Here is a 26,722-nt window from a genome sequence, read left to right on the forward strand (position 1 = left end):
ACCGAGACATGTCACGTTTTTTTATAGACCGGCCGATTTTCGCCTGGGTGCTGGCCATCGTTACCATGCTTGCCGGCGCCCTGTCGCTGATGAAAATGCCGATCAGCCAGTACCCCAACATCGCCGCCCCGGCGGTGTCGATCCAGGTCTCCTACCCGGGCGCCTCGGCGCAGACCGTGCAGGACACTGTGGTGCAGGTGATCGAACAGCAGCTCAGCGGCCTCGACGGCTTTCGCTATATGTCTGCCGAGAGCAACTCCGACGGCAGCATGATGATCATTGTGACCTTTGAGCAGGGCACCGATCCGGACATCGCCCAGGTACAGGTGCAGAACAAGCTGCAGCTGGCCACGCCCAGGCTGCCCGAGGAAGTGCAGCGTCAGGGCCTGCGGGTGGTGAAGTTTCAGCAGAACTTCTTCCTGGTCGTCGGTCTGGTGGATACCAGCGGCAAGATGACCGACTTTGATCTCGGCAACCTGATCGCCTCGCAGTTGCAGGATCCCATTTCGCGCATCAACGGCGTGGGCGACTCCCTGCTGTTCGGGTCGCCGAATGCCATGCGCATCTGGCTTGACCCGGCCAGGCTCAACAGTTACCAGCTGACTCCGGGCGACGTGGCCAACGCCATTCGCGAACAGAACGTGCAGGTCTCTTCCGGCCAGCTCGGGGGCCTGCCGACCCGCAGTGGGGTGCAGCTCAACGCCACCGTACTGGGCAAGACCCGCATGACCACTCCGGAGGAATTCGAGGAGATCCTGGTCAAGGTCAATGCCGATGGTGCGCAGGTGCGGGTCAAGGATCTCGGCCGCGTTGAACTGGGCGCCGACAACTTCGCCATCTCCTCCAAGTACAAGGGGGAATATTCCGCCGGCCTGGCCCTGCGTCTGGCCAGTGGCGCCAACCTGCTGGGCACCGTGGACGCGGTCAAGGCAGTCCTGGAACAGCAGCAAGCCAACCTGCCACCCGGCGTCGAGATCGTCTATCCCTATGACACCACACCTGTGGTGGAAGCGTCGATCAAATCCGTGGTCATCACCATCATCGAAGCGGTGGGCCTGGTTTTCCTGGTGATGTTCCTGTTCCTGCAAAGCTTCCGCGCCACCCTGATCCCGACCCTGGCGGTGCCGGTGGTGCTGCTCGGCGCCTTCGCCCTGTTGCCTTTTTTCGGCATGAGCATCAACGTCTTGACCATGTACGCCATGGTGCTGGCCATCGGCCTGCTGGTGGACGATGCCATTGTGGTGGTGGAAAACGTCGAACGCCTGATGCACGAGGAAGGGCTGTCGCCACTGGAAGCCACGCGCAAGTCCATGGGCCAGATCACCGGCGCCCTGATCGGTATCGGCCTGGTGCTGTCGGCGGTGTTCGTCCCCATGGCCTTCTTTGGCGGCTCGGCCGGCATTATCTACAAGCAGTTCGCCGTCACCATAGTGTTGTGCATGGGGCTGTCGGTGCTGGTGGCGCTGATCTTTACCCCGGCGTTATGCGCCACCATTCTCAAGGCGCCCACGGGAGATGCCTTCCACGAGAAGAAAGGCTTTTTCGGCTGGTTTAACCGCACCTTTGATCGCGGCGCCACGCGCTTTCAGCGGGGGGTGGGCGGCATGCTCCGGCATCGTGGCCGTTACCTGCTGGCCTTCGTGCTGATCACCGCCGGCACCGGCTATCTGTTTACCCAGATCCCCAAGGCGTTCCTGCCGAATGAGGATCAGGGCCTGATGATGGCGGAAATCCGCATGCCGGCCAACTCGTCCGCCGAGCGCACCGAGGCGGTGCTGGGCGAAGTGAGCGACTACCTGTTGAAGGATGAGGCTCACCTGGTCGAGCACGTGATGACCGTCAACGGCTTCAACTTCGCCGGGCGCGGGCAAAACTCGGGCCTGGTGCTGATTGTGCTCAAGGACTGGGCCGAGCGTCAGCAGCCGGGCCAGGACGTGTTCAGCCTGGCCGAGCGTGCCAATGCCCGTTTCGCCAGGATCAAGGACGGCACCGTCATGGCCTTTGTGCCGCCGGCGATCCTCGAAATGGGCAACGCCATGGGCTTTGACCTGTTCCTGCAGGACAACGCCGGCCTGGGCCACGCGGCGCTGATGGACGCACGCAACCAGTTCCTGCAACTGGCCAACCAGCACCCCATGCTGAGCGCGGTGCGCCCCAACGGCAAGGATGACGAGCCGCAGTTCCAGGTCAATATCGACGACGAGAAGGCCCGCGCCCTGCAGGTCAGCATCGCCGCGATCAACGAAACCATGTCGGCGGCCTGGGGCTCTATGTATGTCAACGACTTCATCGATCGGGGCCGGGTCAAGCGAGTCTACCTTCAGGGCGAGGACATCGCGCGGATTGCGCCCGAGGACTTCGACAAGTGGTATGTGCGCAACGCCCTGGGCCAGATGGTACCCTTCTCCGCCTTTGCCAGCGGCGAATGGGTGTATGGCTCACCCAAGCTGGAGCGTTACGGGGGTATCTCTGCGATGCAGATCCTCGGCGAGCCGGCGCCCGGCTACAGCACCGGCGACGCCATGCTGGCCATTGCCGGGATCATGCAGCAACTGCCGCCGGGCATTGGCCTGAGCTACAACGGTTTGTCGTATGAGGAAATCCAGACCGGCGACCAGGCACCCATGCTTTACACCCTGACCGTGCTGATCGTGTTCCTCTGCCTGGCCGCCCTGTACGAGAGCTGGTCGGTGCCGGTGTCGGTGATCCTGGTGGTGCCGCTGGGCATTCTCGGCGCCGTGGCCGCCACCCTGGCGCGGGATCTGACCGCCGATGTCTATTTCCAGATCGGCTTGATGACCACCGTTGGGCTGTCGGCTAAGAACGCCATCCTGATCGTCGAGTTCGCCAAGGATCTCTACGAGCGGCAGGGTATGCCGCTGGTCCAGGCCGCCGTGGAAGCCGCCAAGTTGCGCTTGCGGCCGATCATCATGACCTCGCTGGCGTTTACCTTCGGGGTGCTGCCGATGGCGCTGGCCAGCGGTGCCGGGGCCGGCAGTCAGCACTCGGTGGCCACCGGGGTGGTCGGCGGCATGATTACCGCCACCGTGCTCGCGGTATTCTTCGTGCCGCTGTTCTACGTGATAGTGGTCAAGCTGTTTGAAGGGCGCAAAAAACCGCAACCCGTTGTCGCGCAATCCGTTGCCGAAGGAGAGACTATATGAGGCTCAAGACACTGACCGTGGCGCTCGCCCTGACCCTGGGCGGCTGTACGCTGATGCCGGAGTATGAGCGCCCGTCGGCGCCGGACGACTGGCCGGCGGGAGCGGCCTATGAGCAGGCGCAATCAGGCGGCGCCAGCGCCGCCGACCTGGGCCGGGAGTCGTTCTTTCTCGACCCGGCGCTGCGCCAGCTGGTTGACCTGGCGCTGGACAACAACCGGGACCTGCGCCAGGCCGCGCTGAACGTCGAGGCCTACCGGGCGCTGTATCGCATTCAGCGTAGCGAGCTGTTGCCGACCCTGGAGGCGGGAGGCAGCGGCGTTCGTCAGCGCCTGCCGGACGATCTGTCGCCGACCGGCGAGGCCGGGATCCAGAGCCAGTACGACGTATCGCTGGGTCTGTCCTACGAGCTGGACGCCTTTGGCCGTATCCGCAGCCTCAGCCGGGCGGCGCTGGAGGAGTACCTGGCCACCGCCGAGGCGCAGCGCAGTGTGCACATCGCCCTGGTCGGCGATGTGGCCATCGCCTACTTTACCTGGCGCACCGACCAGGCCCAGCTGGCGCTGACCGAGGCGACCCTGGAGAGCTACCGGCACAGCCTGGCCCTGATCAGCGACAGAGCCGACGCCGGTACCGCCTCGGAGCTGGATGTACGCCAGGCGCGTACCCTGGTGGATCAGGCCCGTACCCAGAAGGCGCTGTATACCCGGCGTGTGGCGGAAGACGCCAACGCCCTGCGGCTGTTGCTGGGCACCGGCATTCCGGCGGCGCTGCCGGAGAGTGACCAGCCGGGCGTGGAGTTGCTGGCCGAGTTCCCCGCCGGCCTGCCGGCGGATCTGTTGCTGCGGCGGCCGGATATTCGCGCCGCCGAACACCGCCTGCTCGCCGCCAACGCCAATATCGGCGCGGCCCGGGCGGCGTTCTTTCCGCGCATTGGCCTGACCGGCGCGGCCGGCACCGCCAGCAGCGATCTGGACGGCTTGTTCGACGGCGGCTCCGGCACCTGGAGCCTGGTGCCGCAGATCAACCTACCGATCTTCACGGCCGGACGGCTCAAGGCCAACCTGGACTACGCCGAGCTGCGCAAGGATATCCATGTCGCCGCCTACGAGCAGAGCATCCAGGCGGCCTTTCGTGAAGTGGCCGATGGCCTCGCCGCCCGTGGCACCTACGGTGAGCAGGTACAGGCGCAGAGTGATCTGGTCGACAACAACCAGGCCTACTATCAGCTGGCCCGGCAGCGCTACGACGAGGGAGTGGACAATTACCTGACCGTGCTCGACGCCCAGCGCCAGCTGTTCGCCGCCCGGCGCCAGCTGCTCAACGACCGCCTGCAACAGCTGAGTAGCGAGGTCGGTCTGTACCGGGCTCTCGGCGGTGGTTGGGACTCAGCCGGCTAGCATTGCCGCTTGCTGCTTGCCATAGTGGTCATGGTGGTCATGGTGGCCACTATGGCCACTATGGCCACGATAATCAGGGCCGCAGCGTTGCTGCGGCCCTTTGGCATCTCTGTACCGGGGATACCCGGCCGCTCGCTGGCTGTCAGCCCATCTTGTTGCCGATGGCGGCGGCCGTGCTGCGGATGCTGTTCATGAACATCTGTACCGCCGGGGTGGGCAGGGTGTCGGCCCGGGTGGTCAGGCCCACGGGCCCCAGGGTTTCCCGCGTATCCAGCGGCAGCTCCATCATCTCGCCTTCCTCGATTTCCCTTGCTACCACCCCCCGGGAGATGATCCAGACGGCATCGGTCTGGCGAAGATATTCCTTGCCGAAGGAGTCCGAGATGGTTTCAGTCCGATCCGGTGGCAGGCCCACGCCCCGGGAGAGCAGGAAGCGCTCGGCCGAGGCGGCAATAATGGACTCCTTGGTGGGAAACAGCACATTGAAGTGGCGAATGTCCTGAATATTGAAGGGCTGGTTGCGCAACAGGGGGTGTCCGGGGCGAACCACGAAGGTAATACGCTCTGAATAAAGATGCTGGAACGACAGGCCCGTCATCAGTTCGGGCTCGGCCAGCCGGCCGACCACCAGATCCAGCTCGCCGACCCGTAACTCACTCAGCAGCAGGGTATTGGGGCCTGAGCTCAGGTTGAGGGTCACCTCCATCCCGGACTGCCGAAAATGGCTCACGGCGCCCGGCAACACGCTGGCCGCGACCGTGGGCAGCACGCCAACGCTGATGCGCAAGCTGCCCTTCATCTGGGCCTGAATGATGCTGTCGGTGCCTTCGCGCAGGGCGGACACGCTGGCACCGGCATATTTCAGGAACAGCTCGCCATACTGGGTGAGCTCCAGGCCTTTCTTGCTGCGATCCAGCAATTGTACTTCCAGCATCGCTTCCAGTTCTTTCAGCTTCTTGGAGACCGCCGGCTGAGTCAGCGACAGCACATCGGCCGCACGACTGACGCTGTTCTGACGCGCGACTTCGATAAAGCACTGCAGGTGCCGGAACTTGATTCGATTCTCTATCATCTTTGTCTCACTGAAGTCCGAACGAACCGTTCGCTATTTGGGAGTATCGAAGGATGGCACGGGCTTGAGTCGTTCACGACCGATGCCGTTTGGATAATGATCTTTCGCATCGGGCTATTATGCCCAATGCGAAAGAGGGTGAACATCTCCTTATTTACACTGGGCATTTACACCGGGCGCGGGTTCCAGTAGGGGGCACCGCGATATCGGCGGTCTGGTCCAGATCGGGTTCGGCCAGGCCCGGCTCCTTCAGCGCCAGGGGGGCGCCGAGGGACGCGGCGAAGTGGTACAGGCCGCCGCGTCGGCATTGTCGTCGGCATTGTCGCCAGCGGTATGGGACAACGGTATGGGACAACGGTATGGGGCAACGGTATGGCAGCATGGCCGACCGTTGTCTTTACGCCTGGGGCGTGGCTCGCCAGTAGAAGAATCCCGCCTTTTTTCTCAGTACGGTGGCCGAAATATGGGTATCGCAGGGTTGCTCCGCCAGCCCGTAGCATACATGCAGCGGCAGCAGATGCTCTTCCCGCGGGTGACAGAAGCGGGCATGGGGGGCCTGCTCCCATTGGGCCAGGCGCCGGCCTCGTTCCGTTTCGCTTATCTCGGTACTCGAGCAGGTTTGTTCCAGCCAGTCTTCGAAGGCCTGGTTGCCGGCCTGGATGTCGGGTGTGTTGGGACCAAAGAAGGCCCGCATGTTATGGAATGAAAAGCCGGAGCCGATAACCAGCAGCCTGTCGTGCTTCAGTGTCTGCAGGGCCCGGCCGATGGCGAGGTGGGTCTCGGCATCCATGTTGTTCACCAGTGACAGCTGCACACAGGGAATGTCCGCCTGCGGGTACATCAGCTTGAGCGGGACGAAATGGCCATGATCGAATCCCCGCTGGGCATCGAGTCGGGCCGGGAGCCCGGCCTGCTCCAGTGCCTGCTGGATCTGCCGCGCCAGGGCCGGCTCGCCGGGGCAGGGATAGGTGATCTCGTAGGACTCGGGCGGAAAGCCGTAGTAATCGTAGATCAGCGGCGGCTTGGCCCCGGAGGTGATGGTGGGGACGGACTCTTCCCAGTGGGCGCTGATAACCAGGATGGCGGAGGGCTTGCGCAGTGTACCGGCGAGCTCGGTGAGGGTGCTCACCAGCTCGCTATGGTCGGGATCCCCCAGCAGGGGCATGGGCCCGCCGCCGTGGGAGATATACAAAACATCGATATTCGCATTCATGATGGTGGTTGCTCCAGTTCGGGGTGGCCGCCAGTGACGGTGACGGCGCTTACAGCTCGCCGGGGCCCGCCGGCACTATACCGCCGGGATTGAGCGCCTTGATCGAGTAGTAGCCGGCCTTGATATGATCAAGCCGCACCGTATCGGCAATGCCGTCGAGTGCCAGTATCCTCTGCATATAGGCGTGCAAGGCGGGCATGGCGGCCAGGATATTGCGGTTGCACTTGAACAGGCCGTGGTAGGCCGCATCAAAGCGTACCAGAGTCACGAACAGGCGCACATCGGTTTCGGTCAGGCCGTCGCCGAACAGGAAGGCGCGGCCGTCGGACAGGCGGGACTCCAGCCTATCCAGGCAGGCAAAGACCTTGGCATAGGCTTCTTCGTAGGCTGGCTGGCTGGACGCAAAGCCGGCCTGATAGACGCCATTGTTCAGCTCCCGGTAAAGGGTGTCGTTCAGGGCATCGATCTCGGTGGCCATGGCCGGCGGATACAGATCCGGGCCTTGATTGACGATGCGCGAGAAGGCGTTGTTGAGCATGCGCATTATATCCGCCGATTCATTGTTGACCAGGGTGCCGGTCTGCTTGTCCCAGAGTACCGGCACGGTGGCGCGGCCGGTAAAGTTCGGGTCGGCGCGGGTATACAGCTCATGCATGTAACGGGCGCCGCTGGGATCGCGCTCGTCGGCGCCGGGAAAGCCGCCAAACTGCCAACCCTGCTCGGTCAGCCGGGGATTGACCACAACTACCTCGATCACCTCGTTCAGCCCTTTCAGGGCCAGGACCATCAGCGCCCGCGAGGCCCAGGGACAGATGTAGGCAACATAGAGCCGGTAGCGCCCTGCCTCTGCCTTGAAGCCGCCGGTGCCGGTGGGGCCGGGTTGACCATCCGGGGTGACCCAGTTCCGAAACGACGAGGTCTGGCGAATGAATCGCCCCTGCTCGTCTTTTGCCTGTACCGGTTGCCAGTTTTCTTGCCAGATGCCATTGACCAGCATGATGCGGTTGCTCCTCTTGCAGCAGCACCCCCGGGTGGGGGTGCCTTCGATATTCTAGGTGGATAGGGCGATAGGGAGCCAGGTGCCGTGATTAGCTGCCCGGCATCTGCCTTCAGCCCTTGCTGCCGGCGGTACGCGCCAGTATTACATTATCCAGGGCCAGCTTGCCGGCGCCCTGAATCGCCAGGGCCAGGGTCACGGCAAACAGGCTCAATGCATACTCGTAGCCGTTGTTGGACATAAAGAGGCCATTGCCGATGTGGACGCTGAAGATGGCCACCAGCATGGTGAAGGCGGTGACCAGGGCCGCCGGGCGCGTCAGCAGCCCCGCCACCAGTGCCAGGCCGCCGAAGAATTCGGCACCGCCGGCCAGCAGCGCCATCAGGTAGCCCGGCGCCAGGCCGATGCTCGCCAGCCACTGGCCGGTGCCTTCCAGGCCATAACCGCCGAACCAGCCGAACAGTTTCTGGGCGCCGTGGGCGGCCAGGATCAGTCCCACCGGTACCCGCAGAACCAGGGCGGCATAGCCGCCGCGAGAAGCAAGCAGCGCCTTTGAGAATGGCGTATTCATGATAATCACCTCTACATATGTGTTGTTGGTTATCCCTGAAGCCCCTCCCCAGGTGATGGGTTCACTCTACTATCGCCAAATAAAAAGACTAAGATGGTCTGCGTTGATTAATTATAAATGTTTCGTTGATAATAGGATTTCCCACACCGGAGTAGCTTATGGATCGTATCGATGCGATGCGTGCCTTTGTCACCGTCGTGACCGAAGGCTCCTTCACCCGTGCCGCAGACCGACTGGCGCTGTCACCACAGCTGGTCAGCAAACAGGTGGCCCGGCTTGAACAGCACCTGGGCGTGCGCCTGCTCAACCGCACCACCCGCAGGATACACTTGACCGAAGCGGGCCTGCGCTATCAGGTGCGGGCGCAACAGCTGCTGAATGATCTCGACGACATGGAAAGTCAGCTCGGCGATCTGCATACCCAGGCCCAGGGACTGCTGCGCATCAGTGCGCCGGTTTCCTTCGCCATCCGGCACCTGGCCCCCCTGATCAGTGACTTTCAGCACGCCCATCCCGCCGTCGGTATCGATTTGCAGCTGAACGATCGCAAGGTGGACATTGTGGAGGAGGGGTTCGATATCGCCCTGCGCATTGGCCACCTGAAAAGCTCGTCGCTGATCGCCAAAAAGATAGCGCCGGTACGCCTGGTGATGTGCGCCTCGCCCGGCTATCTGGCACGGCACGGTACGCCCCGGCGCCCGGAAGATCTCGGTCACCATCGTTACCTGCACTACAGCTACATGGAGCAGGGCGGGGGCAAGGCACTGAACCGATGGCTGCACCAGGGCGAACAACACAATTACCTGACCAGCAATAATGGCGACGTGCTGGTGGCCGCGGCCATCGCCGGCGCCGGCATTGTCCTGCAGCCGACCTTTATTTCGGGCCAGGCGATCCGGGAAGGCAAGCTGCGCATTGTCCTGCCGGAGCATGAACCCGAGCCGATGGCGCTGTATGCGGTGTTTGCCCACCGCCAGCTGATGGCGAGCAAGGTGCGGTATTTTGTCGATTATATGGAAGGCTACTTTGGGGAGCCCCCGTACTGGGATCGGTTCAACGGCTGACTATGCCGGGCGTGCGCCTTCCCAGGCGCGCTGCAGCAGGGCGCGCAGGCCGTCGCGTTCCACCGGGCGCGGGTTCCAGTAGGGGGTCTGCACCGCGATATCGGCGGCCCTGTCCAGATCAGGCTCGACCAGGCCCAGTTCCTTCAGCGCCAGGGGCGCACCAAGGGCAGCGGCGAAGTCGTACAGGCCACCGCCCACGCTGCCACCGAACAGGCCGGCCACCGGCGACAGGGCCTCGGCCGCCGCCTCGGCATTGTAGCCGGCAGTATGGGGCAGCAGGATGGCGTGGGTCTCGGCATGGGGCAGGTTGAAGCTGCCGCCCAGGGTGTGGCACAGCTTGTGGTGCAGTGCCATGCCGACGGTGCCGAGCACGGTGCCGCACAGCCAGGCCCCGTACTGGGCGCCACTGCGGGCTTCCAGATCTGCCGGGTTGGCGGCAATGCCGGGCAGGGCGTCACGCAGGGCGCGAATGCCTTCCACCGCCATCAGCGAGGTGATGGGGTTGCGGTTTTTAGCATAGAGGCCTTCCACCGCATGGGCCATGGCGTTGAGGCCGCTGGTCATGCTCATGTTCACCGGCAGGCTCAGGGTCAGCTCGGGATCGTAGAGCACCACCTCGGGCAGGATGGAAGCATGGCTGACCGTGGTTTTGACGCCGTCTTCGGTCTGGCCCAGCACGGGTGTGACTTCGGAGCCGGCATAGGTGGTGGGGATCACCAGCTGAGGCGCGTTGTTGCGATAGGCGATGGCCTTGCCGAGACCGATGGTGGAGCCGCCGCCGAGGGCCACCACCCCATCGGCCCCGCTGTGGGCATAGGCCTGCATGGCGTCATCGGTCACCGCCACCGGGGTGTGCATGGTGGCGTTGGCATAGACGCCGGCAGACAGTTTGCCCAGCTGTTCACTCAGGCGTTCGGCGTCTTCCCGCTGAAAGGGCGTGGCCAGCACCAGGGCCTTGCGTACGCCCAGTTGCTCCAGCTCCTCGGCAACCTGGCTCAGGCAACCGGGGCCGAACACGATACGGGCGGGGTTGATGTTGTAGGTAAAGGGTTTTGTCATGGTGACCTCTTTTTTATTCCATTCGGACTTGATGCGTTACGCCACCCGAGCCAGGGCCTTGTCGGTCAGGCCTGTCACTTGCGGAAGGAAGGCGGCTGAAGCGACAGGCCAGGGGCGTGCGGGTGCGCCCCGTTGAGTCGGGGGTCAGCGGGGCTGGCTTAGCAGCTGCTGTATTTCGCCAAAGCGTTGTTGTTCAAGCCGGCCGAAACCGGGCTGTTTTCTGGCTTTCAGGCGATTGAGCATGGGAGTGCTGATACCGCACAAGAAGCAGGCCAGGGTGTGGTTGCTCAGCGGCTGTGGGCTGTCGGCCTGTAACGCCCGGCACCAGTGCTGCCATTGCTCGCTGGCGGGCAACGGCGGACGTTCCGGAACGGGCAGCCGGGCAGGCTGACCGGCACAGACCGAGCAATGGCCACACTGCTCCGGGGCCAGATGATCGGCAAAGTAAGCGGCCAGTCGATGGCTCAGGCAAGACTCACTCTCGAAGAAGCCGAGCATGTCGTTCAGGCGGGTGATTTCGCTTCGCTCCTTCTGCTGGAACAACTGGTGCAGCCGGCGGGTTTCGGTCTGCAGATCGAAATGCTGCTGAAGCACCCGATAGACTTCGATCATCTGCTTGCTTTCCAGGCTGATCCAGCCTTGCTGGTGCAGGTAATCGAGCGCACTGATCACCCGTTTTCTCTCGCCGCCGTCCTGCTGCCAGATGGCCTCAAAGTTGACCTGACACCAGCTTCTGGCCAGAGGGGATCCATTGAATACGGCGGTGAGAAACGCCTGACGTTCGGGATTGAACCCGCTCAGTATCTCCTCGCGCGATTTGATGAACTTGAAGCGATAATCGGCAAAATAGCTGTATTGTGGCTCGATAATTCGATTTATCTCCAGGTAGACCAATAGGGTTTTCAGCGGCAGCAGACGGATGTTGGTACTGTTGGACAGCCGCAGCGGCATCAGCTCCCACTGCTCGCCGGCCTGCTGCAGTTCATGCAGCAAGGCCTTGATGGCCTCCGGCTCCGGCGTATCCCCGTAGACGAAATTTTCCAGTACATTGAGCCCGGCCTGGTTGCCGAGCAGGATACACTGCGATGGCTGGCCGTCACGACCGGCGCGGCCTATTTCCTGACTGTAGTTTTCGATGGATTTGGGCAGGTCATAATGGATTACCCGACGGATATCGGCCTTGTCTACGCCCATGCCAAAGGCGATGGTGGCGACGATACAGGGGACGGCTCCCGCCATAAAGGCCTGCTGCAGCTGACGACGCCTGTCCTGATCCATGCCCGCATGATACGCTCGGGCCTGAATACCGGCTGCCGCCAGTCGTTCGGCAACCCGCTCGGCGGTGTGTTGCAGGGTGACATAAACGATGCTGGGCAGGGTGGGATCTTCACGTAGTTGCTCGATCAGGACCGGCATTTTTTCCGCTTCACTAACCGGTATGACTTCAAGGTGCAGGTTGGGCCGGTAAAACCCGGTGATGACCACGTTTTCCCGAGACAAGCCGAATTTTCGCTGCATATCATCGATCACATTCGGGGTGGCGGTGGCGGTCAGCAGCAGCACCCGGGGGATATCAAGCTGTCGGCAATAGTCCGGCAGCTTGAGGTAGTCGGGACGAAAGTTGTGACCCCACTCGGAAATGCAGTGTGCTTCATCCACCACCAGCAGAGAAATCGGTATCTGGCCGATAAACTGGCGAAAGCGCTCGTTTTTCAGCCGTTCGACCGAAATCATCAGTATCTTGATACGCCCCTCGCGCACATCCTGCATGATCCGGCGGCTTTCTTCCCAGCTCTGGGTAGAGTCGATACTGGCGGCAGGAATATTCTTCTGTCGCAGAAAGGCCAGCTGATCCTGCATCAGTGCCAGCAGGGGAGAAATCACCAGGGTCAGCTGCGGCAACAGCAGCGCGGGTAGCTGATAACAGAGTGACTTGCCCGAGCCGGTGGGGAAAATCGCCGCCGCCGAGTGGTCGGCCATCAGGGTGTCGATCACCTGTTGCTGGCCGGGGCGCAGAGAAGAAAAGCCGAAATGCCGTTGCAGGGTCTGGAGTAGAGTCATTAAGCAGGTGCCTTAAAAAACGATATTGATAGCCTGGACTGACGTCATGGCTTTGGCAACTGTAACTACATGTAACTACATGTAACTACAGCGCCGAGCGCCAAGTTAAACATGGGCGGTATTTTTTGTGGTTTGTCGTCGCCCTGATGAACATCAGGATCCCGGAGTTTTGAATGAGACTAAAAAGATACCGGGGCAAGCCCGGTATGACTGCCGAACGCCCGGTATGACTGCAGAAAGTCCGGTATGACTGCAGAAAGCAAAATACCGAATTGGGGGACTGTCTTGTGTATAGCGTGGCGCCGGGCGCTTTCTTCGCTTGTTAAAAAACCATGAAATCCTGGTGGAACGACTTTTCGCAGTAGTTGCAGCGAAAGCGGACCTGGCCCGCGACGGCGCGCACCTTGAACTTGCTGGTCACAGGTTCGTTATGGCTGATGCAGTTGGAGTTGGGGCAGGAGAAGACGCCTTCTACCCGCTCGGGCAGCTGCAACTGCAGCTTTTTCACCACTTCGAAGTCTTCGATCAGGTTCACGGTGGCATCCGGCGCAAACAGCGCCAGCTGGTTGGCCTGGGCGGCAGACAGGCGGGTATTTTCCACCTTGATGATGTCCTTGGCACCCAGCGCCTTCGACGGCAGGTTCAGGCCCACTGTGATCTTCTCGTGAGTCTGTACCAGGCCGAACAGTTGCAGGATCTTGATGCCCTGACCGGCGGGAATATGATCGATCACGGTACCGTTGTGAATGGCTTCGACTTGCAGTTGGCTCTTGTTCATCATGTCTCTCACAGGCTCTCGTTCAGCACCAGGGCAAGCAGGGCCTGGCGGGCATAGACGCCGTTTTCCGCCTGCTCGAAATAATAGGCATAGGGAGTGTTGTCCACCTCGGCGGAGATTTCGTCGATACGGGGCAGGGGATGCAGCACCTTGAGGCTGTCTTTGGCACCGTCCAGCACCTCGGGGGTGAGCACGTATTTCGAGGCCACATGCACGTATTCGGTTTCGTCGAAGCGCTCCTTCTGCACCCGGGTCATGTACAGAATGTCCAGTTCGTCCATCACCTCTTCCATGCTGTCGCGGAGCTCGAAGTTGATGCCTTTTTCGGTCAGCTCGTCACACAGGTAGTCGGGCATGGCCAGCGCCTGGGGCGCGATAAAGTAGAACTTGCAGCCAAACAGACTCAGCGCCTGGGTCAGGGAGTGTACGGTGCGGCCGTACTTGAGATCTCCGACAAAGGCCACCGTCAGTCCCTGCAGCGTGCCCTGGGTTTCGTAGATGGTAAACAAATCCAGCAGCGTCTGGGTGGGATGCTGATTGGCGCCGTCACCGGCGTTGATCACCGGCACCGAGGAAAACTCGGCGGCCAGCCGGGCCGCGCCGTCCTGCGGATGGCGCATCACAAAGGCGTCACTGTAGGAGCTGATGATCTTCACCGAGTCGGCGAGAGTCTCCCCTTTTTTGGCCAGTGAGGTGCTGCCGCTGTCGGAAAAACCGATAACGCCGCCACCCAGGCGTTGAATGGCGGTTTCAAACGACAGTCGGGTTCGGGTGGAGGCTTCGAAGAAGCAGCTGGCCACCACTTTATGCTTGAGCAAATCGGGACGAGGATGGGTCTTGAGCATCACGGCGGTGTCGATGATCAGTTCCAGCTCGGCGCGGGTGAAGTCGGATATGGAGATTACATGCTTTTGATATAGGGGGTTTGCCATCAGCAACGCTCTTTAAGGTGTAAAGTGAAGACCATAAAAAAGCCCCTGAACGGGGCCATTAGAGCTAACTCATTGCAAGCGCCGCCGTTTTCACGACGTGCGGGTGTAAAAACAGCCTGACGTTCGGGTACAGAAACGAGCATTTATTCCATTCACTCCGGGCGCTTGCAAATCAGGCAGATTATAGAGAAATGTGTGCCCAAAGCAAAATCCGGCGAGTGCAGCAGCCAGGGCGGTGAAAAGATAAGCGAACGAACCGATGGCTGCGAAAAAGCGCTTTACCTTTAAAGGGCTATCGTTATAATTCGCCTCGTATTGCAGGGGCGTAGTTCCAATTGGTAGAACAGCGGTCTCCAAAACCGACGGTTGGGGGTTCGAATCCCTCCGCCCCTGCCAACTTCTTCTCGAAAAGCCAGCCTAACCGCTGGCTTTTTGCGTTATGGAGTATCTATGACGCCGTTACAAGCACAATTAAGGCAATTGTTGAAACTGCCCACCTGGCGCTGCGCGCATCCCGAGCGACTTCCTCATGCGCCTGCTCCCCCCCCCGAAATGGCAGAAGTGCTGCTGGTCACCGGGCAGGGCAAACTGCTGCCGCCTTTATTAGGCACCGATCTGATGCAGGCGCTGTCGCTGAATGAAACCCAGCTACAGGTGATGGATGAAGCCGCCTGGCTGGCGGCCGGCATGCCGGCGGCGAAGGCGATGCTCGGGCTGAGCCTGACCGGGGATACCACCGCCTTCCACTGGCATGGCAGCCTGCCGTTGACGCCCTCTCATAAACGCGAACTCTGGAGCCGCTTATGCAGCCTCTGTTTCGCCCACTGAGTGCCGATGATCTGGACGCCATGCTGGTGGTGGAGCAGGCGGCTCATGTTCATCCCTGGAGCCGGCGCCTGCTGGCCGACAGTTTCGGTGAGCGTTACATTACCGGCTCTCTCTGGTTACCCGAGCAAGGGCTTAAGGAGCGGCTGCTGGGCTACTTTATTGCCGACCGTATCCTGGATGAAAGCACCCTGATGAACATCTGCGTGTCTCCCGGGCAGCAAGGGGGCGGGCTGGGTCGCCAGCTGATGGAACATTATCTGCGCCTCTGCGAGCGGCAGGGTCTTACTCGGCTCTGGCTGGAGGTGAGAGAATCGAATATCGCTGCCCGAGCCTTGTATCTTTCCTGCGGATATGTGGAAAGCGGCCGCCGCCGACATTACTATCAGGGCATCACCGGGCCTGAAGATGCCATCATGATGAACAAGTGCTGATGAACAAGCGCTGATGAATAAGCAGCCCGACTGCTTCTATACTCAAATGCAAACACTCTTTCTGCAAGGATGAAGAATGAGAGGCTCATGGATTTGCCTGCTGAGTACCTTATTGCTGTGGTCACCGCTCTCTCACGCCAATATCTACCGTTATCAGGACGCCAACGGCATGGTGCACTATACGGATAACCAGTTGCGTGCGGCCAGCCATTCGAGCGCCCATCAGGATGCGATTAACCGCGACGGTGTGCTGGTGCGGGTGGTCGAGAAAAAAGACGGTCACTATTTTTTCGCACTGAATCGGCTGCCCACCCAAACCGAACTGACGTTTCGCTTCACCCAGGAAAAGAACGTCAGTATTCCCGACCAGATGCAACAGGTGATCAGGCTGCCCCCGCGGGAAGAAAGGTTTATCGGCAAACTGGCCGCCCAAGCAGCCGGTGACTGGCGTTACGACTATGGTTTTGCCTACAGCAATCACGCACTGAGGCCGGCCGGCAGCGACCGCAAGGTGCAGAAAATCGCCGGCTCCACCCTGATACCATCCAAGACTGTCTTTAACCGCTCATTACCGCCATCCACTTTGTCCGCAACGATAGATCTGGCTTCGCCGGTCGCCGGACGCTACCGGGTTACTCAGGGCTTTAACGGCAAGTTCAGTCATAACAAGCCATCCAATCGCTATGCCCTGGATATCGCCCTGCCGATAGGTACCCCGCTTTACGCTACCCGGGACGGCGTGGTGTTGGTCGCGGTGGATCATCATGTGGGAGGAGGCCTGAAGGCAAAATACCGGGGCAAGGCCAACCATTTGCGACTGCGACATGCGGACGGCACCATGACGCTGTATGCCCACCTGCAAACCGGCTCGCTGCAGGTGAAAAAAGGCGACAAGGTAAAAGCCGGGCAACGGGTAGCGGCGTCCGGCCACACCGGTTACAGCTCGGGCCCCCATTTACACCTGGCGGTACAGGTCGATCATCAGGGGCGAAGGGAGTCTATCCCCTTTACCCTGCAAGGCAGTTACCCCATCGCCGGACGCTGGTTGCAGGCCAATGAGTGGGGTGATGAGTAGGGTGGTGAATAGGGTGGTGAGCAGTGTAATATGCTGAAATGTGGTTTGGCGTTATATAGGGTTCTTTTCCGGTATTAAGACAATATAAAGGGTGTCGGGTTTTATTGTTGAAGTTAAAAACTGAAATTCAACTTGATGTTGGATTTTTATGTTTTAGTCTTCGGCTGGCAACGCGAAAAAGCAGTTGATTTCTCCTTTTTGCTGTGGCCTTTTACTTTCTTTTTCGCTTTAAAATCAAAGTAAAAAGTCAGGAAAGCAAGATGAAAGAGTTAGTCGGTGTGGCAGATGAGGCTCCTCGTAGCATAAGTCACTACATGAGAGTACTGGGGCCGGGGATTCTGGGGGCCGCGGCCGCCATCGGTGGTTCTCATCTGGTGGCATCCACCCAGGCCGGTGCCATTTACGGCTGGCAGCTGGTGGGATTGATCCTGCTGGTCAACCTGATCAAGTATCCTTTCTTTCAAATCGGTGCCCGCTACACCATGGCGGCAGACGAGACCCTGATCCAGGGCTATGATCGCATCGGCCGAGGCTATCTCTATCTGTTTACCGTGCTCAACCTCTTTGCCTCCGTGGTCAGTACCGCCGGGGTGGCCATGTTGTGCGGCAGCATACTGGGGCTATTTATCGGCGACAGCCTCAATGTGACCCAGCTCAGCATGATAGTGCTGGCGGGCTCTCTGGCCTTCCTGATCACCGGTCATTACAAGACCCTGGACCGGGTGACCAAGTGGATTATCGTGGGGCTGGCTATCGCCACCGTGACCGCCGTGTTTATCGCCTTGAATCAAGGTGGCGTGGCGCAGCCCGATTTTGTCTCGCCCAGCCCCTGGAATCTGGCCTCGGTGGGATTTCTGGTCGCGCTGATGGGCTGGATGCCGGCGCCTATCGAGCTGTCGTCCTGGAACAGCGTCTGGCTGCGCCAGAAGAAAAAAAATCTGGGTGGCGCGCTGGATTACAAGGACGCCCTGGTCGACTTCAACGTGGGCTATGTGACCTCTACCCTGCTGGCGCTCGCCTTTGTTGCTCTGGGCACCCTGGTGCTGCATGGCAGCGGTGAAAGCCTGGCGACCTCGGGCATTGCCTTCGCGCATCAGCTGGTGAACGTTTATGCCGGCGTCATGGGGGAGTGGAGTCGCTGGCTGATTGCCCTGATTGCCTTCCTGTGCATGTTTTCCACCACAGTGACGGTGCTCGACGGTTACAGCCGGGTGTTGAGTGAATGTTGCGTACAGTTTGGTCAGCCACAGGGCAGTGACGCCACCGGTAACGGCAGCCGTTATACCTATCCCGTTATGGTGGTGATGGGGATTGTCGGCGCCCTGATCGTCATGTTCTTCAAGGGAGCCCTGCTGGCGATGCTGGAGTTCGCCATGATTTCGGCCTTTATCAGCGCCCTGGTCTTTTCCTGGTTGAACTACCGCCTGATGGCGTTGCCGCGGGTGCCGGAGCAGTATCGTCTGGGGCGCGGCATGAAGGGCCTGAGCTGGGCCGGCATCCTGTTTCTTGCCGGTTTCAACCTGCTGTTCGGTTACTGGTATCTTTTGGTGAAATAACCGACGTGGTTAAAACATGTTTGCGGGGGCCTCTGGCCCCCTGTTTTTTTCGCCGTCATTTCCGTGCTCGCCCTCGCTTAATCCCCCGCTTAATCCCCCGCTTAACCCCTCGCTTAACTCCCCGCCAGCTTGCTTGCCGATAGATGATATGTTAGTGATTGAAAGCCATAGCCTATTAAGCCTCGAGGAAAGATCGATTAATCTTTTGGCTAAAGAGGCAGTATAGTGCTGGTGGTGTTGTCGTTTTCTTGTGCTATCTCCTTATCTTGTCACGCTTTTTGGCAATAAATATCGAGATTTCGATGTTTGCAGCATTAAAAAATATCAAGGCGTCGTTTTGGACTGGCCAGATAAGGCATCCCCGGGCTGGACTGCGTTATTCAGCCTGAAATAATCAACGGCAAGGCTGCCTGAAGTTGAAGGAACAGCTTGTCCCAAACCGGATACGCCTCGTTTATCCGATGCGATATCAACATTAATCAGGGATTTATTATGTTAATCGGGATTCCAAGGGAAACGCTTGACGGCGAGACTCGGGTGGCGGCGACCCCCAAGTCGGTCGAACAGTTACGTAAACTGGGTTTTGACGTCAGTATCGAACAGGGCGCGGGCAGCAAGGCCAGCTTTGACGATGCCGCCTATGAGGCGGCCGGCGCCACACTGGTCGCGGCCGAACAGGTCTGGCAAGCCGCCATTATCTACAAGGTGAATGCCCCCACCGCCGATGAAATCGAGCGGCTGCAGGCAGGCACCACCCTGGTCAGTTTCATCTGGCCGGCGCAAAACCCCGAGTTGGTAGAGCAGCTCAGGAACAAGGGCGTCACCGTGATGGCCATGGACATGGTGCCGCGTATTTCCCGCGCCCAGTCGCTGGATGCCCTGTCTTCCATGGCCAACATCGCCGGTTATCGTGCCGTGGTGGAAGCCGCCCACGAATTCGGTCGCTTCTTTACCGGTCAGATCACCGCCGCCGGCAAGGTACCGCCTGCCAAGGTGCTGGTGATTGGTGCCGGTGTGGCCGGTCTGGCCGCCATCGGTGCCGCCGGCTCCCTGGGTGCCATAGTGCGCGCCTTCGATACCCGCCCCGAGGTTAAAGAGCAGATTAACTCCATGGGTGGCGAGTTCCTGGAACTCGACTACGAAGAAGACGCAGATTCTTCCGACGGTTATGCCAAGGAAATGAGCCAGGCCTTCATCGACGCCGAAATGGCGCTGTTCATGGCTCAGGCCAAGGAAGTCGACATTATCATCACCACTGCGCTTATCCCCGGCAAACCGGCACCCAAGCTGATTACCGCCGAGATGGTGGCGAACATGCATCCGGGCTCGGTGATCGTGGATCTGGCGGCGCAAAACGGCGGCAACTGCGAGCTGACCCAACCCGGCGAGCTGTTCGTGTCCGATAACGGTGTCAAGATTATCGGCTATACCGACCTCAACGGTCGGCTGCCGACCCAGTCTTCCACCCTGTACGCCACCAACCTGGTCAACCTGGCCAAGCTGCTGTGCAAGGAAAAAGACGGCAACATCAAGGTCGACTTCGACGACGTGGTACTGCGCAACATGACGGTGGTCAAAGACGGCGAAGTCACCTTCCCGCCGCCCGCCATCAGCGTGTCTGCCGCCCCCAAGGCGGCCGCTCAGGCACAGCCGAAGGCCGAACCTCACGCCAGGCAGCCCAGTAACCTCAAGTACTATCTGGGGGGCGTGGGCGTCTTGCTGTTCGCCTGGCTGTCGGCCGTGGCACCGGCGGAGTTTCTGTCTCACTTCACCGTGTTCGTGCTGGCCTGCATCGTGGGGTATTACGTGGTGTGGAACGTGTCGCACTCGCTGCATACGCCTCTGATGTCGGTGACCAATGCCATATCGGGAATTATCGTCGTGGGCGCCTTGTCTCAGGTAGGGGCCGGTGGCTTTGTCAGTTTTCTGGCCTTTGTGGCAATACTGATAGCGTCAATCAACGTGTTTGGCGGTTTTACCGTGACACACCGTATGCTGAAGATGTTTAGGAAGGGCTAATAAAAATGTCACAAGGACTTGTAACTGCGTCTTATATTGTTGCCGCCGTGCTCTTTATTCTGAGCCTGGGTGGTCTTTCCAAGCAGGAATCGGCCAAGGCCGGTAACTGGTACGGTGTTGCAGGCATGGCGATTGCCCTGCTGGCCACCATCTTCAACCCCGAGGTCACCGGCCTGGGCTGGATCATCGTGGCCATGGCCATCGGTGCCGCCATTGGTATTCGTTTGGCGTTAAAGGTCGAAATGACCGAAATGCCGGAACTTATCGCCATCCTGCACAGTTTTGTCGGTCTGGCGGCGGTATTTGTGGGTATCAACACCTACATCAGCCACGGCGACATGACCGGCGCCATGCTCAACATTCACAACACCGAGGTCTTTCTCGGCGTCTTCATCGGTGCCGTTACCTTCACCGGCTCCATCGTCGCCTTCTGCAAGCTGCGCGGCCTGGTGTCGTCCAAGCCGCTGATGCTGCCGCACCGTCACAAGCTGAACCTGCTGGCGGTGGTGCTTTCGACCCTGCTGCTGATCTGGTTTGTACAGGTAGAAGGCTCGACTTTCGCCCTGCTGGTGATGACCCTGATTGCCCTGGCCTTTGGCTGGCACCTGGTCGCCAGCATCGGCGGTGCCGACATGCCGGTGGTGATCTCCATGCTCAACTCCTACTCCGGCTGGGCGGCGGCGGCGGCGGGCTTCATGCTGTCCAACGACCTGCTGATCGTCGTCGGTGCCCTGGTGGGTTCCAGCGGTGCCATCCTGTCTTACATCATGTGCAAGGCGATGAACCGCTCCTTCGTGTCCGTCATCGCCGGTGGCTTCGGCTCCGACGGTGCCGTGAGCAGCGGGGGGGAGGAAGAAGACGGCGAATACACCGAAGTGAACGCCGAAGACGTGGCCGAGATGCTGAAGAATTCCAGTTCGGTTATCATCACTCCCGGCTACGGCATGGCGGTGGCGCAGGCTCAGTATCCGGTGGCGGAACTGGTGTCCAAACTGCGCGCGGCCGGGGTGACGGTGCGCTTCGGTATTCACCCGGTGGCGGGTCGTCTGCCCGGGCACATGAACGTCCTGCTGGCGGAAGCCAAGGTGCCCTACGACATAGTGCTGGAAATGGACGAGATCAACGACGATTTCAACGATACTGACACGGTACTGGTGATTGGCGCCAACGACACGGTCAACCCGTCTGCGGCAGAAGATCCGGCCAGCCCCATCGCCGGCATGCCGGTGCTGGAAGTGTGGAAATCCCAGCAGGTAGTGGTGTTCAAGCGCTCCATGAACACCGGCTATGCCGGGGTGCAGAACCCGCTGTTCTTCCGCGAAAACAGCGTCATGCTGTTCGGCGATGCCAAAGACAGCGTGGACAACATCCTCAAGGCGCTGTAATCGGTTGGAAATGACGTAAAACGGTAAAAAAGGGAGCTTCGGCTCCCTTTTTGTGATCAGAGCCTGCCGTTACCAAGATTGCCATCGATCGATCCGCCGATCCGCCGATCCGCGCCGTCGGACCGCAGCAGCTTGCCAGTGGCCAGCCAATCCTTTATTTTTTAATGTTTTATGAAAGCTGGAGTGAATACGATGACGAGCTGGCGTGGCGTATTGCCGCTCACCCTGCCGGTGATGATGGGCTATTTGCCACTGGGCGCCGTGTTTGGCGTGCTGTGGATCGATGCGGGGCTCAGCTGGTACTGGGCTCCCTTGATGAGCATTATCGTTTACGCCGGCGCCCTGCAGTATCTGGCGGTGGGTATGCTGGCGGCGGGGATTGGCTGGATCGATCTGGCGGTGGCCTCGCTGCTGGTCAACTTTCGCCACCTGTTTTACGGCCTGTCGCTCTATCATCTGCTGCCCAACGGCGTGATTGGCCGCCCCTATTTTATCTTCGGCATCACCGACGAAACCTATTCCCTGCTCAGTGCGCCGGGCCAGGTGAACGACAGCAAGACGGCGCTGCTGGTGGTGCTGTTCAACCAGAGCTACTGGGTGCTGGGCACCCTGGTCGGCATCCTGCTGGCGCGCGGCTTGCCGCCGGGGTTACAGGGGCTGGACTTCGCCCTGACCGCCCTCTTTACCGTGCTGGCGGTGGAGCAAATTCGCGCCAGAAAAGACTGGGGGGCCGTGGTGCTGGGACTGGGGGCCGCCGGGGTGGCGGGTGTCTGGATAAGCGAGTACTTCCTGCTGACGGCATCCGTGATGCTGGTGCTGGTGTTGCTGGCCTGGCCCGAACAAAAAAGGAGGGAGTCCGCTCATGGCTGAACTGGATTATCTGTTGGCGGCGCTGATCATGGCCGCAGTCACCTTTGGCCTGCGCGCCTTTCCCTTCGTGGCGCGGGGCTTTATTGCCCATCACCGGCGTATCCAGGTGCTGGGGCGGCGCCTGCCGGTGGCCATGATGGTGCTGTTGACCCTGTACGCCATGGGGGTACACAACTGGAGCAGCCCCGCCGACGGCCGCGCACAGATGATGGCGGTGGCCGTGGTGGCGGTGCTGCAATGGTGGCGGCGGCAGGCATTGCTCAGCATTCTGGCCGGCACCCTGGTGTATATGACGCTGATGAATGGCTGGTTCGGGCTCTGATCCGGGCCCGTTATCGGCTATAATCCGGGCCCCCCATTTTTTGGACTTGTGATCATGACCATTACTGTTTCTTTTCGTGCCCGGCTGCTGGGCCTGGCGACTCTGTGCCTGAGCACCCTGATACCGGCGCAGGCCGCGCCCTTCGTGTTTACCGCCATTCCCGATCAGGACGAGCGGCACCTTACCGAGCGCTTCGGAAAGATAGCCGATTACCTGACCGACAAGCTGGGTGTGGAAGTGCAATACATACCGGTGAAGAGCTATCCGGCGGCGGTGAGCGCCTTTCGTAACGATCAGGTGCAACTGGCCTGGTTCGGCGGCCTGACCGGGGTGCAGGCCCGCGAGCTGGTACCCGGCAGCGAGGCCATCGCCCAGGGCAAGGAAGACACCGAGTTCGTCAGCTACATCATCGCCCACAGCAGCACGGGTCTGACCGAAAGTGAGCAGTTACCCGCCGAGCTGGCCGGCAAGCGCTTTACCTTCGGCGACAAGGGCTCCACCTCCGGTCGGCTGATGCCCGAGTTCTTCTTGCGTCAGCACTTCGGTCAGGCACCGGAGCAGCTGTTTTCCCGGGTTGGTTTTTCCGGTGACCACAACAGAACCATCAGTTTGGTGCAGTCCGGTGCCTTTGAAGTGGGCGCGGTCAACTACGCGGTGTGGGAGGCGGAAAAAGCCAAGGGCAATATCGACGACAGCAAGGTCGGTGTTATCTGGGCCACGCCGAGCTATCCCGACTACCAGTGGAGCATTCGCGGCGATGTGAATGCTCGCTTCGGTGATGGCTTCAAGGAGAAAGTACAGCAGGCATTGCTGGAGATGACCGATCCGGCGTTGCTGGCGGCCTTTCCCCGCTCCGGCTTCGTGAAAGCCGATAATGACGACTATGCCCCCATTCGCGATACCGCCGTGGCCATCGGCATCATGGATCCCGCCCGGTAATGAACACGGATGCCAGCCTGTTTCGGTTTCAGCAGGCGTCGCTGGGTTATGCAGGCAGCCCGGTGCTGCGCGAGCTGACGCTTGAGCTGCGTCGGGGTGAAAAAGTGGCCCTGCTGGGCGAGTCCGGCACCGGCAAGAGCACCCTGCTGCGTCGGCTGCGCGAGCTGCGCCCGGCCGAGGTGGCTTGGTGCCCGCAGCAACCGGGGCTGGTGCCCGTGCTGTCGGCCTTTCACAACATCTACATGGGGCGGCTCGAACGCCATCCGTTCTGGTACAACCTGGCCAACCTGGTGTGGCCGCTGGCAGGCCCGCGGGCGGAGATCGCCACTCTGGCGACCCGCCTGGGGCTCGGCGATCAGCTGTGGCGGGCCACCGAGCAGTTGTCGGGCGGCCAGCAGAGCCGGGTCAGCCTGGGCCGGGCCCTGTATCAGGAAAAGCCCATCTTCATCGGTGACGAACCGGTGTCGGCGTTGGACGAGCACCAGGCCGACGAACTGCTGCGGCTGGTCTGTGGTCAACACGAGACGGTGGTGCTGGCGCTGCATAACGTGGAGCAGGCACTCACTCACTGCACTCGCGTGGTGGGGCTGAGCGAGGGGCGGCTGGTACTGGATGCGGCCACCGACGCGCTGACCGCGGCGCAACTGCACACCCTGTACCGGCATCACTGATGGCTTTTTTGTTGCCCGGGGCTGGCTCTCGGGCCCACCCCGCGCGGGCCATGGTGCACGGCAGCCTGCTGTTTGTGCTGCTGGTCCTGTTGTGCCTGCCCTGGGCCGATTTGTCTGTTACCGCCGTGGATCCCTGGACCGAGCTGTCCCGGCTGGGCGCCGGTTTGCTTATGCCTGTGCTGCCCGACATGAGCATCCTGGTGTCCGCCGTGGCCAATACCCTGGCCTTTGCCTTGCAGGGGGTGGCATTGGGTGCCGTGCTGGGACTCTTGCTGGCGGCCGGTTATCGCCGTGGCGGCATTCGCCGACTGGCGGCGGGATTGCGCGCGGTGCACGAGTTGTTCTGGGCGCTGCTGTTCATTCAACTGCTGGGACTGTCGGCCCTGGCCGGGGTGCTGGCCATAGCACTGCCTTATGCGGGCACCTTCGCCAAGATTTTTGGTGAGCTGTTTGAAGAGGCGGATCCGGCGCCGGAGCAGGCATTGCCACCCGGACCGGGCTGGTTGTCCCGCCTGGTGTATCTGCAATTGCCGCTGTGCTGGCGGCAGATGGCGACCTATACCGGCTACCGGCTGGAGTGCGGCATTCGCAGCTCGGCGGTGCTGGGTTTTATCGGCCTGCCGACCCTGGGTTATCACCTGGAATCGCTGCTGCGCCAGGGCTATTACGACGAGGCCGCCAGCTTCTTCTATGCCCTGGTGCTGATCATCGCCACCCTCAAATGGTGGCTCAGGCCCAGGCTGGTGCCGCTGTATCTGCTGGCGTCCCTGTGGTGGCTGCCGCCGCTGGCCAGCCTGAACTGGGCGCTGATGGCGCGCTTTTTTAGCGAAGATATGGTACCGGCTCCCGTGCGCATCGGCGATTGGGCCGGGCTCTGGCCCTGGTTACAGGGGCTATGGCTGCAGCAAATCGGCCCCGGCCTCTTCAATACCCTGGTGCTGGCGCTATTGGCGCTGCTGGTCACCGGTGTGTTGGCGTTGTTGTGGTTTCCGTTGATTTCACGACGCTTCGGCAACCGCCTGACCCGCACCGGCAGCCACGGCTGTCTGGTGTTGATGCGCTCCTTGCCGGAATACCTGCTGGCCTTTATCGGCATGCTGCTGCTCGGCCCCGGCATGTTGCCAGCCATTGCCGCGCTCAGCCTGCACAACGGCGCCATTATAGCGCACCTGCTCGGGCATCATCTTGATACCCTGAGCCTGCGAGAAGATGCGCCCCGGGGGCTTGGCCTGTACTGCTTCGAGGTGTTGCCCCGCCTGTATCGGACCTTCATGGCCTACAGCCTGTATCGGTTCGAAAACCTGATCCGGGAGACCGCGATTCTGGGTATGCTCGGCATTCCCACCCTCGGTTTTTTCATCGACTCGGCCTTCAGTGAATTCCGCTTCGACCGGGCCATGGTGCTGTTGCTGGTGTGCGCCGGGCTCAATATGCTGGTGGACTCCCTGGCCCGGCGCCTGCGTCGTCGTCTGCATCTGAGCAGTCGGGCCGACATGCTTTAAAGCACCAGGCCACCGTCTATTTTCAGGACCTGGCCGGTAATGTAACGGGACCGGTCGCCGGCCAGAAACAAGACACCTTCGGCGATATCCTGCGCTTCACCCAACGCGCCCAGCGGAATGCGGGCGGTCATCTTCTCGAGCACTTTTGCCGGCACCGCCTGAGTCATCTCGGTATTGATGAAACCGGGGGCGATGCAGTTGGCGCGGATCTGGGCGCCACCATAAACGAACTCTTTCGCCCAGCCCCTGGTCATGCTGATGATGCCGCCCTTGCTGGCCGCATAGTTGCTCTGGCCTATGTTGCCATCGGTTCCCACCACCGACGAGATGCTGACGATGCTGCCTTTTGCCTGCAGCTTCATCAGCGGCAGCAGGGCCCGGGTCACCATGAAAACGCCCTTGAGATTGACGTCCAGCACCTGATCCCAGTCGGATTCGGTCATTTTCTCGAGCAGGGCGTCGCGGGTAATGCCGGCATTGTTCACCAGCACATCGACCCGCCCCTGTTCGGTCATGATGCGGCTGTTCAGGGCGCTCAAGGCGTTGGGGTCGCAGACATTCAGGGTAATGGAGGTAATATTGCCGTAGTTGCCGATCCAGTCGTCTGCCGGGGCCATGTTGATGTCGCAGGCATAAACCCGGGCGGCACCCGCGTTGGCCAGGGTTTCGCTGATGGCCCGGCCCAGGCCTCTGGCGGCACCGGTGACGACACAGATTTTTTCATTCATATCAAGATTTGGCATATTCATGCTCGGGTATCCTTAAATGAGTGGGATGGTCCCGTTGGCACTGCAGCGGACCACGACATGGATCCTA

Annotated in this window: 23 protein-coding genes and 1 tRNA gene; 15 read left to right on the forward strand and 9 right to left on the reverse strand. The window is 60.7% G+C overall.

The window, feature by feature from the left end:
- Positions 1-8: 8 nt before the first annotated feature.
- Both HNR62_RS12600 and HNR62_RS12605 read left to right on the forward strand, forming a co-directional pair.
- The gene (locus tag HNR62_RS12600) at positions 9-3,164 is read left to right on the forward strand and encodes an efflux RND transporter permease subunit (protein ID WP_204796448.1); all 3,156 of its coding nucleotides are present in this window, start codon (positions 9-11) and stop codon (positions 3,162-3,164) included.
- Positions 3,161-4,561 (forward strand): efflux transporter outer membrane subunit, encoded by a 1,401-nt coding sequence (locus HNR62_RS12605; protein WP_204796449.1) that lies wholly within the window; start codon positions 3,161-3,163, stop codon positions 4,559-4,561. The genes HNR62_RS12600 and HNR62_RS12605 overlap by 4 nt, the downstream gene beginning before the upstream one ends.
- Positions 4,562-4,703: 142 nt before the next feature.
- On the opposite strand, the gene pcaQ is transcribed toward HNR62_RS12605, so the two are convergent.
- From pcaQ to HNR62_RS12625, 4 genes are all read right to left on the reverse strand, one after another.
- Complete coding sequence (gene pcaQ, locus HNR62_RS12610; protein ID WP_204796450.1) at positions 4,704-5,633, reverse strand: pca operon transcription factor PcaQ; 930 nt, start codon at positions 5,631-5,633, stop codon at positions 4,704-4,706.
- Positions 5,634-6,030: 397 nt separating this feature from the next.
- Positions 6,031-6,846, reverse strand: coding sequence for a DODA-type extradiol aromatic ring-opening family dioxygenase (locus HNR62_RS12615; protein WP_239552790.1), 816 nt, complete (start codon positions 6,844-6,846; stop codon positions 6,031-6,033).
- A gap of 49 nt (positions 6,847-6,895) precedes the next feature.
- Positions 6,896-7,843, reverse strand: coding sequence for a glutathione S-transferase family protein (locus HNR62_RS12620; RefSeq protein WP_204796451.1), 948 nt, complete (start codon positions 7,841-7,843; stop codon positions 6,896-6,898).
- 112 nt (positions 7,844-7,955) lie between these two features.
- Positions 7,956-8,414 (reverse strand): DoxX family protein, encoded by a 459-nt coding sequence (locus HNR62_RS12625; protein WP_204796452.1) that lies wholly within the window; start codon positions 8,412-8,414, stop codon positions 7,956-7,958.
- Between the two features lie 158 nt (positions 8,415-8,572).
- Here HNR62_RS12625 and HNR62_RS12630 point away from each other — a divergent pair, with 158 nt between their 5' ends.
- The gene (locus HNR62_RS12630; RefSeq protein WP_204796453.1) at positions 8,573-9,478 is read left to right on the forward strand and encodes a LysR family transcriptional regulator; all 906 of its coding nucleotides are present in this window, start codon (positions 8,573-8,575) and stop codon (positions 9,476-9,478) included.
- On the opposite strand, the gene HNR62_RS12635 is transcribed toward HNR62_RS12630, so the two are convergent.
- The 4 genes from HNR62_RS12635 to pyrB form a co-directional block, all read right to left on the reverse strand.
- A complete protein-coding gene (locus HNR62_RS12635; RefSeq protein WP_204796454.1) occupies positions 9,479-10,537 on the reverse strand; it encodes a maleylacetate reductase in 1,059 nt (352 codons plus the stop codon). It lies immediately after the preceding gene.
- 144 nt (positions 10,538-10,681) lie between these two features.
- A complete protein-coding gene (locus HNR62_RS12640; RefSeq protein WP_204796455.1) occupies positions 10,682-12,598 on the reverse strand; it encodes a RecQ family ATP-dependent DNA helicase in 1,917 nt (638 codons plus the stop codon).
- 322 nt (positions 12,599-12,920) lie between these two features.
- The gene (pyrI, locus tag HNR62_RS12645) at positions 12,921-13,379 is read right to left on the reverse strand and encodes an aspartate carbamoyltransferase regulatory subunit (RefSeq protein WP_204796456.1); all 459 of its coding nucleotides are present in this window, start codon (positions 13,377-13,379) and stop codon (positions 12,921-12,923) included.
- 5 nt (positions 13,380-13,384) lie between these two features.
- A complete protein-coding gene (gene pyrB / locus HNR62_RS12650) occupies positions 13,385-14,308 on the reverse strand; it encodes an aspartate carbamoyltransferase (protein WP_204796457.1) in 924 nt (307 codons plus the stop codon).
- 319 nt (positions 14,309-14,627) lie between these two features.
- Between pyrB and HNR62_RS12655 the strand changes: the two genes are divergently transcribed.
- The 12 genes from HNR62_RS12655 to HNR62_RS12710 all read left to right on the forward strand — a co-directional run bounded on the left by HNR62_RS12655 (position 14,628) and on the right by HNR62_RS12710 (position 25,906).
- Positions 14,628-14,704: transfer RNA gene (locus HNR62_RS12655), tRNA-Trp, on the forward strand.
- Positions 14,705-14,758: 54 nt separating this feature from the next.
- Entirely contained in the window at positions 14,759-15,136 is a 378-nt protein-coding gene (locus tag HNR62_RS12660) for a hypothetical protein (RefSeq protein WP_239552791.1), read from the forward strand.
- Entirely contained in the window at positions 15,112-15,567 is a 456-nt protein-coding gene (rimI, locus tag HNR62_RS12665) for a ribosomal protein S18-alanine N-acetyltransferase (protein ID WP_239552792.1), read from the forward strand. Before HNR62_RS12660 ends, rimI begins: the two co-directional genes overlap by 25 nt.
- A 76-nt stretch (positions 15,568-15,643) precedes the next feature.
- Entirely contained in the window at positions 15,644-16,642 is a 999-nt protein-coding gene (locus HNR62_RS12670) for a peptidoglycan DD-metalloendopeptidase family protein (RefSeq protein ID WP_204796458.1), read from the forward strand.
- A 260-nt stretch (positions 16,643-16,902) separates the two neighbouring features.
- The gene (locus tag HNR62_RS12675) at positions 16,903-18,198 is read left to right on the forward strand and encodes an Nramp family divalent metal transporter (RefSeq protein ID WP_204796459.1); all 1,296 of its coding nucleotides are present in this window, start codon (positions 16,903-16,905) and stop codon (positions 18,196-18,198) included.
- Between the two features lie 492 nt (positions 18,199-18,690).
- Positions 18,691-20,217 (forward strand): Re/Si-specific NAD(P)(+) transhydrogenase subunit alpha, encoded by a 1,527-nt coding sequence (locus tag HNR62_RS12680; RefSeq protein WP_204796460.1) that lies wholly within the window; start codon positions 18,691-18,693, stop codon positions 20,215-20,217.
- Between the two features lie 5 nt (positions 20,218-20,222).
- Entirely contained in the window at positions 20,223-21,602 is a 1,380-nt protein-coding gene (gene pntB / locus HNR62_RS12685) for a Re/Si-specific NAD(P)(+) transhydrogenase subunit beta (protein WP_204796461.1), read from the forward strand.
- Between the two features lie 192 nt (positions 21,603-21,794).
- Positions 21,795-22,472, forward strand: coding sequence for an AzlC family ABC transporter permease (locus tag HNR62_RS12690; protein ID WP_204796462.1), 678 nt, complete (start codon positions 21,795-21,797; stop codon positions 22,470-22,472).
- Positions 22,465-22,794, forward strand: a complete 330-nt coding sequence (locus HNR62_RS12695) for a branched-chain amino acid transporter permease (RefSeq protein ID WP_204796463.1) — start codon at positions 22,465-22,467, stop codon at positions 22,792-22,794. The genes HNR62_RS12690 and HNR62_RS12695 overlap by 8 nt, the downstream gene beginning before the upstream one ends.
- A 54-nt stretch (positions 22,795-22,848) precedes the next feature.
- Complete coding sequence (locus tag HNR62_RS12700; RefSeq protein WP_239552793.1) at positions 22,849-23,733, forward strand: putative selenate ABC transporter substrate-binding protein; 885 nt, start codon at positions 22,849-22,851, stop codon at positions 23,731-23,733.
- Positions 23,733-24,404 (forward strand): ATP-binding cassette domain-containing protein, encoded by a 672-nt coding sequence (locus HNR62_RS12705; protein WP_204796464.1) that lies wholly within the window; start codon positions 23,733-23,735, stop codon positions 24,402-24,404. Before HNR62_RS12700 ends, HNR62_RS12705 begins: the two co-directional genes overlap by 1 nt.
- Entirely contained in the window at positions 24,404-25,906 is a 1,503-nt protein-coding gene (locus HNR62_RS12710) for a PhnE/PtxC family ABC transporter permease (RefSeq protein ID WP_239552794.1), read from the forward strand. The genes HNR62_RS12705 and HNR62_RS12710 overlap by 1 nt, the downstream gene beginning before the upstream one ends.
- Here HNR62_RS12710 and fabG read toward each other — a convergent pair.
- Positions 25,903-26,655 (reverse strand): 3-oxoacyl-ACP reductase FabG, encoded by a 753-nt coding sequence (gene fabG / locus HNR62_RS12715; protein WP_204796465.1) that lies wholly within the window; start codon positions 26,653-26,655, stop codon positions 25,903-25,905. The two genes, HNR62_RS12710 and fabG, sit on opposite strands and share 4 nt — an antisense overlap.
- Between the last annotated feature and the right edge of the window lie 67 nt (positions 26,656-26,722).

Source organism: Oceanisphaera litoralis (genome assembly GCF_016907015.1).
GTDB classification, from domain to species: Bacteria; Pseudomonadota; Gammaproteobacteria; order Enterobacterales; family Aeromonadaceae; genus Oceanimonas; species Oceanimonas litoralis.

What these genes read in the sequence shown, in the direction of transcription:
- HNR62_RS12600 (WP_204796448.1), top strand. Translation starts at nt 9, where the DNA reads ATGTCACGTTTTTTTATAGACCGGCCGATTTTCGCCTGGGTGCTGGCC.
- HNR62_RS12605 (WP_204796449.1), top strand. Translation starts at nt 3,161, where the DNA reads ATGAGGCTCAAGACACTGACCGTGGCGCTCGCCCTGACCCTGGGCGGC.
- pcaQ (WP_204796450.1), bottom strand. Translation starts at nt 5,633, where the DNA reads ATGATAGAGAATCGAATCAAGTTCCGGCACCTGCAGTGCTTTATCGAA.
- HNR62_RS12615 (WP_239552790.1), bottom strand. Translation starts at nt 6,846, where the DNA reads ATGAATGCGAATATCGATGTTTTGTATATCTCCCACGGCGGCGGGCCC.
- HNR62_RS12620 (WP_204796451.1), bottom strand. Translation starts at nt 7,843, where the DNA reads ATGCTGGTCAATGGCATCTGGCAAGAAAACTGGCAACCGGTACAGGCA.
- HNR62_RS12625 (WP_204796452.1), bottom strand. Translation starts at nt 8,414, where the DNA reads ATGAATACGCCATTCTCAAAGGCGCTGCTTGCTTCTCGCGGCGGCTAT.
- HNR62_RS12630 (WP_204796453.1), top strand. Translation starts at nt 8,573, where the DNA reads ATGGATCGTATCGATGCGATGCGTGCCTTTGTCACCGTCGTGACCGAA.
- HNR62_RS12635 (WP_204796454.1), bottom strand. Translation starts at nt 10,537, where the DNA reads ATGACAAAACCCTTTACCTACAACATCAACCCCGCCCGTATCGTGTTC.
- HNR62_RS12640 (WP_204796455.1), bottom strand. Translation starts at nt 12,598, where the DNA reads ATGACTCTACTCCAGACCCTGCAACGGCATTTCGGCTTTTCTTCTCTG.
- pyrI (WP_204796456.1), bottom strand. Translation starts at nt 13,379, where the DNA reads ATGATGAACAAGAGCCAACTGCAAGTCGAAGCCATTCACAACGGTACC.
- pyrB (WP_204796457.1), bottom strand. Translation starts at nt 14,308, where the DNA reads ATGGCAAACCCCCTATATCAAAAGCATGTAATCTCCATATCCGACTTC.
- HNR62_RS12660 (WP_239552791.1), top strand. Translation starts at nt 14,759, where the DNA reads ATGACGCCGTTACAAGCACAATTAAGGCAATTGTTGAAACTGCCCACC.
- rimI (WP_239552792.1), top strand. Translation starts at nt 15,112, where the DNA reads ATGCAGCCTCTGTTTCGCCCACTGAGTGCCGATGATCTGGACGCCATG.
- HNR62_RS12670 (WP_204796458.1), top strand. Translation starts at nt 15,644, where the DNA reads ATGAGAGGCTCATGGATTTGCCTGCTGAGTACCTTATTGCTGTGGTCA.
- HNR62_RS12675 (WP_204796459.1), top strand. Translation starts at nt 16,903, where the DNA reads ATGAAAGAGTTAGTCGGTGTGGCAGATGAGGCTCCTCGTAGCATAAGT.
- HNR62_RS12680 (WP_204796460.1), top strand. Translation starts at nt 18,691, where the DNA reads ATGTTAATCGGGATTCCAAGGGAAACGCTTGACGGCGAGACTCGGGTG.
- pntB (WP_204796461.1), top strand. Translation starts at nt 20,223, where the DNA reads ATGTCACAAGGACTTGTAACTGCGTCTTATATTGTTGCCGCCGTGCTC.
- HNR62_RS12690 (WP_204796462.1), top strand. Translation starts at nt 21,795, where the DNA reads ATGACGAGCTGGCGTGGCGTATTGCCGCTCACCCTGCCGGTGATGATG.
- HNR62_RS12695 (WP_204796463.1), top strand. Translation starts at nt 22,465, where the DNA reads ATGGCTGAACTGGATTATCTGTTGGCGGCGCTGATCATGGCCGCAGTC.
- HNR62_RS12700 (WP_239552793.1), top strand. Translation starts at nt 22,849, where the DNA reads ATGACCATTACTGTTTCTTTTCGTGCCCGGCTGCTGGGCCTGGCGACT.
- HNR62_RS12705 (WP_204796464.1), top strand. Translation starts at nt 23,733, where the DNA reads ATGAACACGGATGCCAGCCTGTTTCGGTTTCAGCAGGCGTCGCTGGGT.
- HNR62_RS12710 (WP_239552794.1), top strand. Translation starts at nt 24,404, where the DNA reads ATGGCTTTTTTGTTGCCCGGGGCTGGCTCTCGGGCCCACCCCGCGCGG.
- fabG (WP_204796465.1), bottom strand. Translation starts at nt 26,655, where the DNA reads ATGAATATGCCAAATCTTGATATGAATGAAAAAATCTGTGTCGTCACC.